At 61.9% G+C, this 10,896-nt stretch carries 9 protein-coding genes; 5 read left to right on the top strand and 4 right to left on the bottom strand.

Going from position 1 to position 10,896, the window contains the following annotated elements; genetic code table 11:
- Positions 1-112: 112 nt before the first annotated feature.
- From ACX80Q_RS18380 to ACX80Q_RS18365, 4 genes are read right to left on the bottom strand one after another with little or no spacing between them, the layout of a single operon-like run.
- Complete coding sequence (locus ACX80Q_RS18380; RefSeq protein WP_459331987.1) at positions 113-1,561, bottom strand: phytoene desaturase family protein; 1,449 nt, start codon at positions 1,559-1,561, stop codon at positions 113-115.
- A complete protein-coding gene (locus tag ACX80Q_RS18375; RefSeq protein WP_459331986.1) occupies positions 1,558-3,066 on the bottom strand; it encodes a glycosyltransferase family 87 protein in 1,509 nt (502 codons plus the stop codon). The genes ACX80Q_RS18380 and ACX80Q_RS18375 overlap by 4 nt, the downstream gene beginning before the upstream one ends.
- A 53-nt stretch (positions 3,067-3,119) precedes the next feature.
- Positions 3,120-3,770: a histidine phosphatase family protein gene (locus ACX80Q_RS18370; RefSeq protein ID WP_459331985.1), complete on the bottom strand. Its 651-nt coding sequence runs from the start codon at positions 3,768-3,770 to the stop codon at positions 3,120-3,122.
- A gap of 14 nt (positions 3,771-3,784) precedes the next feature.
- Positions 3,785-5,242 carry a CCA tRNA nucleotidyltransferase gene (locus ACX80Q_RS18365; RefSeq protein ID WP_459331984.1) on the bottom strand — a complete coding sequence of 486 codons (1,458 nt, stop codon included), beginning with the start codon at positions 5,240-5,242 and terminating at the stop codon, positions 3,785-3,787.
- Positions 5,243-5,373: 131 nt separating this feature from the next.
- Between ACX80Q_RS18365 and ACX80Q_RS18360 the strand changes: the two genes are divergently transcribed.
- The 5 genes from ACX80Q_RS18360 to trxA all read left to right on the top strand — a co-directional run bounded on the left by ACX80Q_RS18360 (position 5,374) and on the right by trxA (position 10,715).
- Positions 5,374-5,913 carry an NUDIX hydrolase gene (locus ACX80Q_RS18360; protein ID WP_459331983.1) on the top strand — a complete coding sequence of 180 codons (540 nt, stop codon included), beginning with the start codon at positions 5,374-5,376 and terminating at the stop codon, positions 5,911-5,913.
- 60 nt (positions 5,914-5,973) lie between these two features.
- On the top strand, positions 5,974-7,785 hold the full coding sequence (gene murJ, locus ACX80Q_RS18355; protein ID WP_459331982.1) for a murein biosynthesis integral membrane protein MurJ: 1,812 nt from the start codon (positions 5,974-5,976) through the stop codon (positions 7,783-7,785).
- A 133-nt stretch (positions 7,786-7,918) separates the two neighbouring features.
- Positions 7,919-9,289: a hypothetical protein gene (locus ACX80Q_RS18350; protein ID WP_459331981.1), complete on the top strand. Its 1,371-nt coding sequence runs from the start codon at positions 7,919-7,921 to the stop codon at positions 9,287-9,289.
- A 126-nt stretch (positions 9,290-9,415) separates the two neighbouring features.
- On the top strand, positions 9,416-10,372 hold the full coding sequence (trxB, locus tag ACX80Q_RS18345) for a thioredoxin-disulfide reductase (RefSeq protein ID WP_459331980.1): 957 nt from the start codon (positions 9,416-9,418) through the stop codon (positions 10,370-10,372).
- Between the two features lie 16 nt (positions 10,373-10,388).
- A complete protein-coding gene (gene trxA / locus ACX80Q_RS18340) occupies positions 10,389-10,715 on the top strand; it encodes a thioredoxin (protein ID WP_459331979.1) in 327 nt (108 codons plus the stop codon).
- Positions 10,716-10,896 lie beyond the last annotated feature (181 nt).

The raw sequence follows: 10,896 nt of genomic DNA, 5'->3' as shown, positions 1-10,896 counted from the left end.
TCACGGAGCCAGTCAGTTGCTGAGTCACATTCATCAGATGGTACAGCCGCTACCTACTCTGCCAGCTAGTCCCAGACCAGCTACATACAAGACTCACAGTCAGTTGCTTAATTTATAGGCCCAAGGCGGGGGCGGGCAGGCCGAAGGTATTTTTGAGCGCCGACTTGGCCGCAAGCCAGCCGGCCATGCCGTGAACAGCCGGGCCAGGCGGGGTGGACGCCGAACCCAAATACAGGCCGTCCGCGGGTGTCCGCCAAGGATCGGGCGAGATCACGGGGCGTTTGAGCAACTGCGCCATGGTCACGGCTCCTGAGCTGATGTCCCCGCCAATGTAGTTGGCGTTGTAATTGCCCACATCCTGCGCCGTTTGGGTGTTGCTGGCGAGGATGAGGTCCCTGAACCCGGGCGCCTGCTTTTCCACTGTTCGGATGATGTCTTCCGTACAGTCCCGCGTGGACCCCGCCGGGACATGGGTGTAGGCCCAAAACGTTTGTTGTCCGGCAGGGGCTCGGCTGTCATCAATGACCCCTGGCTGCACGGCCAGAACATAGGGATTGTCCGGGTGACGTCCCGCCAACACCTCCTTCTCAGCGAAGGCAATGGCCCGGCGCGTTCCGCCCAAGTGCACGGTGGGTGCACTGCGAAGGTCTGGCGCCGTCCACGGCACGGGCCCCGAGAGCGCAAAATCTACCTTGCACACTCCCGCACCGTATTTAAATGATTCCAGTTGACGTATATACCTGGTTGGTAATTCTTTGCGGGCCATGGACGCCATTGCCCGTGGCGTGACATCGCAAATGACGGCCTTGGCACCCGTGGCATGTTTCAGCGCCGCCACGCTGTCCACGCGGTGCGAAACGTCGATCCGGCCGCCGTGGGCCAGCAGATCGTCCGCTAGCGCCTGGGCAATGGACTGTGATCCCCCACGCGGAACCGGCCACCCTGATGCGTGGGCCAGCACACCCAGCAGCATGCCAGCCCCCGAGGTGGCCAGCGACGGCAGACGGCCCATGGCATGCGCGGAAACGCCTGTCAGCATGGCCGGGGCAGTATCCTCCCTGAACCCCAGGTTCCATGCGGGGGTTCCCTGTGCCAGCGACCTCAGCCCGTAGCCAAGAACAGCTAGCGGGTCCCTGGGAATGCGCAGCAGGCTCCCCTGGGTGAAATCAACAACGCCGTCCAAGCGCCGGAGCAAGGGCTGCATCAGCGCCTGCCAGGCGCGCCCGTCAGCGCCAAGCCCCTCAACTGTGCGCTCCAAGTCTCGGTAGGCAATCCCGGCCCGGCCGCCGTCCATGGGGTGGCCATAAGAGATCTCCGGCACCAGCAGCTCGATCCGCCGACCCAGTTCAAAGGCTTTGAAGAACGGTGACGCCAGCGCCATGGGGTGAACAGCCGCGCAGACGTCGTGCCGAAATCCGGGCAGGGTCAGCTGGGCCGTCCTCGTGCCGCCGCCGATTGAATCGGCAGCCTCGAAGAGCCGCACGGAGAGCCCGGCCCTGGCAAGCGTTACGGCGGCAGCAAGCCCATTGGGGCCCGCACCCACCACGGCTACATCGGTCATTGCTGCGGCTGCTCCCGCTCCTTCTCGGCATCGTCCTTGTGGTCATCCGCAGGCACATCCGCAGGAAGAACATCTGGTGAGGCAACGTCAATGAGTGCCCTGGTGGGAACTCCTGGCGAATCCAGCAAGATTCCGCCTTGCGGATCATCGCCGGAGCCGCGTCGCACCACGTCGAAACCTGGGACGAACATGTCGCGGATGCACAGGCCAATGAGCACGCAGGTGGCCACATCGGCTGTCAGTGCCGCCATCAGGAAATAGGGGGCGTCAATGGCGTGCTGGTCGCTGAGATTGCCCAGGACTTTGCTCCGGAACAGCATCAGGGCAATGAAGTGGGTGATGATGGCGGCCTGCCAAGCCAGTACGGGGCGCCAGCGCGGCATGGCCAGGGCCAGCAACGGGACCAGCCACACAGCATGCCATGGTTCGGTGGCCTTGTTGACCACCATGAACCCTGCTGCAGCCACGAACATCAATTGGGCCACGCGGGGTTTGCGAGGTGTGTAGAGGGCTAGGGCAATCAACCCAAGCACCAGGACCAGCAAAAGGATGGTGGCAATCGCGTTGCTGGCCCCAACATCCAACGTCGGCCAGCCCATGCGCTTGGCCAACAGGTTGATGCCGCCGTAGATTGAGGATTCCGAGGGCTCACTGGCCAGCAGATTCTTCAAATAGTCCGGGAAGGCCGGCGGATTCGCAGCCATGATGGGGGCCAACACCAGCAGCCAGGCAATGGCCGCCGCAGCAACCATCTCCAGCATCTTGGTGGTGTGGCCGCTGCGGACGCCCAGCAGGAGCAGGGCGAGCACAACAAAGATCACGTAGGGTGCGGCCAGGGCGGCAACACCGAACACAGCCCCTGCCCAGAGTGTTTGTCCGCGGGCAAACAGGTAGATTGCCAGCGCCACCAGGGCTGCGGCCCAGAAATCCCAACTGACGTAGGCAGTCAGGATGAGGACGGGGCTGGCGGCCACAATGGCAGCGTCCCAGGGCCTGCGCCCGGCCGTGCGGGCGACGAGGACCACCGTGACAATCCACGCAGCGGCGATCAACGCCGCGTTGAGGTCAAAAAACGCCAGCTGGCGCAGTGCGCCGTCACCCGCGCCACGGGTCAACCATGCGGTGATCCCGGCAATCCAACCGGCCAGCACAGGGTGGTCAAAGGGCGATCCCTGTGACAAGAACGGGAACATGGTGCCCAGTTTGTGGTCCACGAACGAGTTGGGAAAAGCGGACCAGCACACGGTTGACTGTTGGTCCGGTGTGGTCCATCCGGCGGTCCGGCAATGGGACTTGGTCATCACGGCCATGATCGCGGATACGGCTGTCATCAAGACCAACACGCGTTCAATAGTGAAGAACCCGGGGTCAATCCGCCCCGGTGCCGTCCGCTTGCCCAACGGTCCGCCAACCGGTTCCGTCATGGTGCGCAACAAGGAGTCGCTGCGTGAGGGCACAACTATGTGATGCCGGGGCTGAGTCCCCGGAGCCTGTGAATCCGCCATGATGACGAGCCTACTCGGTGTTGCCCTTTCAACCAGATTGAGTCACGGCGGCGCTACAGGCCCCACTGCTCCACTGCCGGTGTCTTCTTGTCCCAGCCCAGTGTGCACACCTTGGCGGTGCCCAGCACAAAGTGGCGGCCCTGCCCCGCGGGCAGACCCAGCCAACGTGCCGTCATGATGCGCAGGAAGTGGCCGTGGGCCACGAGCAGCACGTTCGCCGGTGCGCCGTCGGGCCGCTGGACCGCGCGCACGCGCGCAACAATCGAATCGGCGCGCTCCGCCACGTGGGAGAGGAGCTCGCCGTTGGGCACGCCGTCATCCCAAATCAAGTATCCCGGGTTCTGCGCCCGCACCACTGCACTGTCGATGCCCTCGTAGTCACCGTAGTCCCATTCCACGGCGTTCGGCTCCACCACGGCGTCGGGGAAACCGGCAAGGGCCGCCGTGCGGTGGGCGCGTTGCAGCGGCGAGGTCAACACCAAATCAAAGTCGACGCCGGACAGTGCCGCCTGCGCGGAGCGGGCCTGAGCTTCGCCCTCGCTGGTCAACGGCATGTCCGTCAGGCCCGTGTACTGCCCGCTGCGGGACCACTCGGTTTCGCCATGGCGCAGCAGCCACAGCTTGGGCCCGCCGGGAATGGGGGCCTGCGGTGCCGGAACGTTTGCTGCCTGCGTGCTGCTGTTGCTCATGGTGATCTTGTCCAATCGGCGATTGTTAATTAGTCTTCAACGGCAGGCTCAGGCTGTGATTCGGGCTGCTCCGCCCACCACTGACGCAATACCTCTTCGGCTTTTTCGGCGCCCAAGGGCCCATGCTCCATACGCTGTTCCAGCAGGTAGTTATAGGCACGGCCCACCACCCTCCCCGGCTTGATGTCCAGCAGGGCCATGATGGCACCACCGTCAAGGTCCGGACGGATTGAGTCGAGCTCTTCGCGCTCGGCCAGCACAGCAATTCGCGCTTCAAGGTCGTCATAGGCAAAAGCCAGGCGGTCGGCCTTGCGCTGGTTGCGGGTGGTTACGTCGGAGCGGGTCAGGCGGTGCAAACGCTCCAGCAGGGGTCCGGCGTCCGTCACGTAGCGGCGCACGGCTGAATCGCTCCAGCCAGCCTCGCCGTAGCCGTAGAAGCGCATGTGCAGCTCCACCAAGCGTGAAACGGCCTTGATGGAGTCGTTGTCAAAGCGCAATTCCTTCATCCGCTTTGCCGTCAGTTTTGCGCCGGCCAGGTCATGGTGGCGGAAGCTCACACCGCCGCCGGGTTCAAAACGGCGGGTCTTGGGCTTGCCGACGTCGTGCATCAGGGCAGCGAAACGCAGTACAAAGTCCGGCCCGGGAACAGGCCCGTCAGGCCCGCTCTCCAGGGATGCCGCTTGCTCCAAAACCTGCAGGGAGTGCTGGTAAACGTCCTTGTGCCTGTGATGCTCATCGGTTTCCAACTTGAGCGCGGGAATTTCCGGCAGCACCAGCTCGGCAAGACCGGTCTCGACCAGGATGTCTACGCCGGCGCGCGGATGCGCCCCACAAATCAGCTTCACCAGCTCATCGCGAACCCGCTCGGCGGAAATAATGCTGATCCGCTCCGCCATCCCCATCATGGCAGCGAGGACGTCCGGGTGCAGCGAGAAGCCCAGCTGGGAGGCAAAACGCGCGGCACGCATCATGCGCAGCGGGTCATCGGAGAAGGAGTCCTCCGCCTTGCCGGGGGTACGCAGCAGGCCCGCGGCAAGGTCCGCGGCGCCGCCGAAGGGGTCCACGAGCTCCATGGCAGGCAGTCGTAGGGCCATGGCGTTGACGCTGAAGTCACGACGCTGCAGGTCCTCTATCAGGGAGGTACCAAAAGCCACCACGGGTTTGCGCGACTGAGGATCGTACGCTTCGGCACGGTACGTGGTGACTTCAATGAGCAATACTTCTTTATTGCTGTTCCGTTTGCGGAAGCCAATGGTGCCAAAATCCCGGCCCATTTCCCAGTGCGAATCAGCCCATTTTTTGGCCACCTGGAGAATTTCATCGGGTGTGGCGTTCGTGGTGAAATCCAAATCAGGGGATATTCGCCCCAAAAAGAGGTCGCGCACGGGTCCGCCCACAAGGGAAAGCTCATAGCCGGCGTCAGTGAAGAGACGTCCCAGCTCAAGAACCACCGGGTCAAGTTTTGAAGTATCGGCCACCAAATTCATAGTCCCTTAAGAATGCCAGACTTTTGCCGCCACGCGCTTGCCCCTCTCGCCGCCAAGACTTTGGGCGCCATCAAAAACTGGGGATCCGCAGCTGTCATCATCCGTGCCCAAAGATAGCTAGAGTGGACTCCATGGTTCACCCAGTGCCGCGCGCGCCCAAGAGGAACCCGTTGCCTTCGGCAATGGGCCCGCTGGTTGTGCCCGCCGCACCGAGCGCCCCGAGCCAGCTGCCCACGGTTGAGGAAGTCTCCGCCGGCGGCGTGGTTGTCCAGATGCACGACGGCGTCCCCCGGGTTGCGATTATTGCCCGCATCAACCGCGGTGGCCGGCTTGAGTGGTGCCTGCCCAAGGGTCATCCCGAAGGACAAGAGACGCATGCCGAGGCTGCCGTGCGTGAAATTGAGGAAGAGACGGGCATTGCCGGGGAAATCTTGGCAACCCTTGGCAGTATTGACTACTGGTTCACCGTTAGCGGGCACCGGGTCCACAAAACAGTGCACCATTTCCTGTTGCGCGCCACGGGCGGTTTTCTCACCATTGAAAATGACCCGGACCATGAGGCTGTGGATGTAGCCTGGGTGCCCTTGGATGAGCTGGCCAAGAAACTCTCCTTCCCCAATGAGCGGCGCATTTCCGATCTGGCCCGCGACCTGCTCCCCGAATACTTCTAGCCGCCGCCATGGCTGTGCGCTGTCAGCAGTCCTTAGGCCGGCAGTGAGATGATGGGAACGATGTCTAACCAAGAACGGGCCAATATCCCGCCAAAACCCACTGCTCCGCCACGAGTGGCCCTGGTGCAAACCATAGCCCCGAGCAATATGGAGGCCATGCCGCAGTTCGCCATGCAGGCCCCGCCCACCCAGTCGCAGCCCGTGGTGAGTCAGCAAGGCAAGAACAGCACGCCGTCGAGCGCCGCCCGCTCCAGCGCCTCCATGGCGATCGGCACCCTGGCCTCGCGCATCCTGGGCTTCGTCAAGGCAATCGTGCTCGGCATTGCGGTTGCTGGCACCACGGTAGGCAACATTTTTGAAGGCGCCAACTACCTGCCCAACCTGATCTTTTTGATGCTTGCCGGCGGTTTGTTTAATGCGGTGCTGATCCCACAGATCGCCAAAGCCAGCAAACAGCCTGACAAGGGCACAGATTTCATTTCCCGGCTACTGACACTGGGTGTCATCGGCCTCTTGGTGCTGACGGCCGTTGTGATGTTGTTGGTCACTCCCATCATGGGAGTGGCCACGTCCTTCACCGGCAAGAACCTGGAATTGGCCATCACCTTTGGCCTGTTTCTGCTGCCGCAGATCTTCTTTTACGGCTTGTTTTCCCTGTTGGGCCAGGTTCTCAATGCCCACAATTCCTTCAAGGCCTATGCCTGGGCCCCTGTCATCAACAATGTGGTGGCCATCGCCGGCCTCCTAGTGTTCATCGCCGTCGCAGGCAGTGCGGCCACTAGCCCGCACACAGTTGACAACTGGACCACGGGACAATCGTGGATGTTGGCTGGAACGGCCACACTGGGCATTGTGGTGCAATCGGCCGTGCTACTCATTCCCGTCCACCGTCTGGGGCTGAATTTGCGCCCCAAATTCGGCTGGAAGGACTCTGGGTTGGGGGCCGCGGCCAAGGTTGCCGTCTGGACCATGGGCACCATGATCATTGGCAACCTGAGCTTCATCTTCATTCTTCGCGTGGCCACTATCCCGGCCGGTGGGGACAGCACATCAGACCCCAACATTCCGGGTATTTTAATTCTTAACCGGGCCACCGAGCTGTACATTATGCCGCACTCCATCATTGCCCTGTCCATTGCCACGGTGATGTTCACGGCCATGTCGCACGCCGCGGCCAGCAGGGACCTGTCGGGTCTGCGCGCCTCCCTCGCAGGGGCGCTACGCACCACCGGCATGGCAACCGTGTTCGCTGGCATTGCCCTCGTGGTGCTGTCCGGTCCCTTTGGCATGCTCTTCGGCGGCGGCACAGAAACCGTTGGCCGCCAAATAGCCATCACTCTCTCAATCCTGGCGATTGGCGCACCGTTCTACAGCATCAACTTCATCCTCAACAGGGTGTTCTACGCGCAGGAAAACGCGAAGACCCCTTTCATCATCCAGTGCATCATGGTCTGTATTGGCTTGGCCGGGTCATTGCTGGCAAGTCTCCTGCCGCGGGAGTTCATCATCTACGGCCTGGCGGCCAGCTACACCGTCAGCAATGTTCTGGGCCCCGTGGTCAGCCACTTGTTCCTGCGGGCCAAGCTGGGCGACTACGGCGGCGGCCTCATTGTGCGCGCACATATGCGCTTCCTGGCCGCGGCCCTGGTGGCGGGCATTGCCGGTGAATTGCTCCTCATGGTGTTTGGCGGAACCGTAGCCGGCGGGTTCATGTGGAGTTCAATCGTGGCCGCGTCAGCAACTTTGGCCGTTGTGGGAACAATCATGGCCGTGGTCTACGTAGTGATCCTTAAGCAGATGCGCGTGCACGAAGTTGATGCGCTGCTCAACCCATTGATCAGCAAGGTCCGCAATCGCCTGCCGTCGAGGTAGCGGGATTTAGCAGCCGCTACGGCCAATCATGGCCGAAACCAAGGAACTTGCAGTGTTTTCCGATAGAATCAGTCAAAATATGGCTTTTGCGCATTGCTCGCAAAAGCCACCATGTTTGTAAGAGGAGGATTTGGTGCCACAACCCATCGACGTGGGCTCCATCCTTGGCGGCCGTTACAAGGTTACTGGCCGCATCTTGGCTTCTGCCGAGAACGACGTCATTTTGGATGGCCTGGACCAGGTCCTCAACAGGCCTGTCAGTATTCTGGTGTCGGCTGTTGACAACTCAGCCAACCTGACGCAAAGTGCCCGCGAGGTGGCCATTGGAACGCGCGTTTCCAGTGTCTCCATCCTTGACCTGGGCGTTCAGGACCAAGCCACTTACCTCATCGCAGCCAGGACCTCGCCGGCAGAATTGCTGGACCTTGTGGTCCCCACGGAGCCCGTTGAGCAGGTCTACCAGGAGCCGTTCTTTACTGACACCCTCGGCACCGAAATCTTCGGCAAGGCGCGAGACGCAGCCCCCGTGGCCAGCGCCTATGTGTACGAGGACAATTCGCCCATGACACCGGCGCATCCCCTGCCTCCCATCCGCAAGGCTCCGGCCGCCACACCACCCACGGCGGCCGTGGCAGCTGCGGCGATTCCCGCCGTCGAACCTCCCCCCGCCGCCACACCACCCCCGGCAAAGGTGACGCTGTGGGATGAGGACGACTACGGATTCATCAACGAGGACCACGAAGAAACCGTGGCCCAGGAACGCCGTGCGGGAACCTTCCCGGCAGCCGCTCGCCAGGCGAGCAATGACTACGTCGCGGATGACCTGCTTGACGAGGACGACGACGAAAGAAACGCCCCACGCATCAGTGGGCGCCTGCTAACCGGTGCCATTGTTAGCGTCTTGCTTATTGGTGCACTCGTTTTTGCGCTCCAGCACATTGGCACCTTGTTCAACGGTTCCAGTAATCAGGCGGGCACCAGCACGTCGGCAACACCGCCCCCCAGCGAGGCGGCATCACCCTCGACGGCGCCTGAGCCGGTGACTGTTGCCCCTGTCATCACGGGCCTGACAGACATCACCACCTACGCGCCCGGCGTGCAGAACTACGGCGAGTCATACTTCCCCCGCCTCAAGGACGCCATTGACGGCAACAAGGGGACCTACTGGCCCACAGTGGAGTTCTCCAACGCCGACTTCGCCAACCTCACTGCGGGCGTTGACCTGGTCGTTGAATTGGCGGAAGAATCCACCATCAGCTCCGTAACCATCAACCAGCTGGCGGGATCGGGTGGACAATTCAACATCCTGACCAACAGCAAGCCCGAGATCCAGGGTGCCACCAAAATCGGCAGCGGCTCATTCAGCTCACCCGATTTCACGCTCAAGGCGGCCCCTGGCGTCAAGGCCAAGTACGTCATCATCAGCTTCACTCAGTTGCCCAAACTCCAGCCATTCGTGACCTACCCCTACGGGTTGAAGATCACCGAAATCAGCATTAAGTAATCCACTCCCATTCCCTCACATCCCTGTGAGTGGAATAACCGCACCCCCATACCGGTTGTGGATAGCGAAGGTCCCATTGAACCGCCACGCCGCGGTCAGTCAAAGTAGGAAGAGGAACACTCACCCGTGAGCACGCAAGCAACCCCCGCAAGCGATGTCCGTGATGTCATCATCGTCGGTTCCGGCCCCGCAGGCTACACCGCGGCAATCTACACCGCCCGCGCGGATCTGAAGCCGCTCATGATCGCTGGTTCCGTTACCGCAGGTGGCGAGCTCATGAACACCACAGAGGTGGAGAACTTCCCCGGTTTCCCCGAAGGCATCATGGGTCCGGATCTCATGGAGAACTTGGGCCAGCAGGCCGAAAAGTTCGGCACGGAGGTGATGTACGACGACGTTACTTCCGTTGAGTTGGAAGGCGCCATCAAGACCGTTACCCTGGCCGACGGCCAGGAATTCAAGGCACGCACCGTCATCATCTCCACAGGCTCCGCCTACCGCGAGCTCGGTGTTGAGGGTGAGAAGCGCCTGGTGGGTCACGGCGTGAGCTCCTGCGCCACCTGCGACGGGTTCTTCTTCAAGGGTCACGACATTGCCGTGATTGGTGGCGGCGATTCCGCCATGGAGGAAGCGATCTTCCTGACCAAGTTTGCAGATTCCGTCACTGTGGTTCATCGTCGGGACACCCTTCGTGCATCCAAGATCATGGCCGACCGCGCCTTGAATCACCCGAAGATCAAGTTCGTCTGGAACTCGGAAGTTGTTGCCGTTGAAGGTGACGCCAAGGTCAGCGGCATTCGCTTGAACAACCTGGTGACGGGCGAGAAGAGCGAACTTACTGTCACCGGTGTTTTCGTTGCCATAGGCAACGATCCGCGCGTGGACCTCGTCAAGGGAGTCCTGGAACTGACCGGAGCCGGCACCATTGCCGTTGAGGGGCGCTCGTCCAAGACCAACTTGCCCGGCGTATTTGCCGCAGGCGACGTCGTGGACCCCACATACCGCCAGGCCATCACGGCCGCAGGATCGGGATGTGTTGCCGCACTGGATGTGGAACACTTCCTGGCCGAGCAGAATTCCTAAGAGAAAGTAGTTCACCATGAGTAATGCCAAGAGTGCAACAGACGCAACATTTGCCGAAGACGTATTGAACTCCGAAAAGCCTGTCATTGTGGATTTCTGGGCTGAGTGGTGTGGTCCCTGCCGCAAGCTTGGTCCCATCCTCGATGAGATCTCCGTGGAGTACGCTGACAAAGTGGACGTCATCAAGGTCGACGTGGACGCCAACCCCGCCATCTCAGCCAAGTACGGAATCACCTCCATTCCGGCTGTTTACCTGTTCAAGGGTGGAGAAGTCCAAAGCACTGTGGTGGGCGCCCGGCCCAAGCAATACTTTGAAAAGGAATTTGCAGATTTCTTGAAGTAAATCTTCGGGGAGCTTAAAGGGGTGTGGGGGGGGGAAGAGGAGGGGGACCCCCCCCCCCCCCCCCCCCCCCCCCCCCCCCCCCCCCCCCCTCCCCCCCCCCCCCCCCCCCCCCCCCCCCCCCCCCCCCCCCCCCCCCCCCCCCCCCCCCCCCCCCCCCCCCCCCCCCCCCCCCCCCCCCCCC

This window comes from Arthrobacter sp. HLT1-20, from assembly GCF_054510895.1.
The sequence above is the reverse complement of the archived record's forward strand: the minus strand, read 5'-3'. Positions and strand labels throughout refer to the sequence as shown.

What these genes read in the sequence shown, in the direction of transcription:
- ACX80Q_RS18380 (WP_459331987.1), bottom strand. Translation starts at nt 1,561, where the DNA reads ATGACCGATGTAGCCGTGGTGGGTGCGGGCCCCAATGGGCTTGCTGCC.
- ACX80Q_RS18375 (WP_459331986.1), bottom strand. Translation starts at nt 3,066, where the DNA reads ATGGCGGATTCACAGGCTCCGGGGACTCAGCCCCGGCATCACATAGTT.
- ACX80Q_RS18365 (WP_459331984.1), bottom strand. Translation starts at nt 5,242, where the DNA reads ATGAATTTGGTGGCCGATACTTCAAAACTTGACCCGGTGGTTCTTGAG.
- ACX80Q_RS18360 (WP_459331983.1), top strand. Translation starts at nt 5,374, where the DNA reads ATGGTTCACCCAGTGCCGCGCGCGCCCAAGAGGAACCCGTTGCCTTCG.
- murJ (WP_459331982.1), top strand. Translation starts at nt 5,974, where the DNA reads ATGTCTAACCAAGAACGGGCCAATATCCCGCCAAAACCCACTGCTCCG.
- trxA (WP_459331979.1), top strand. Translation starts at nt 10,389, where the DNA reads ATGAGTAATGCCAAGAGTGCAACAGACGCAACATTTGCCGAAGACGTA.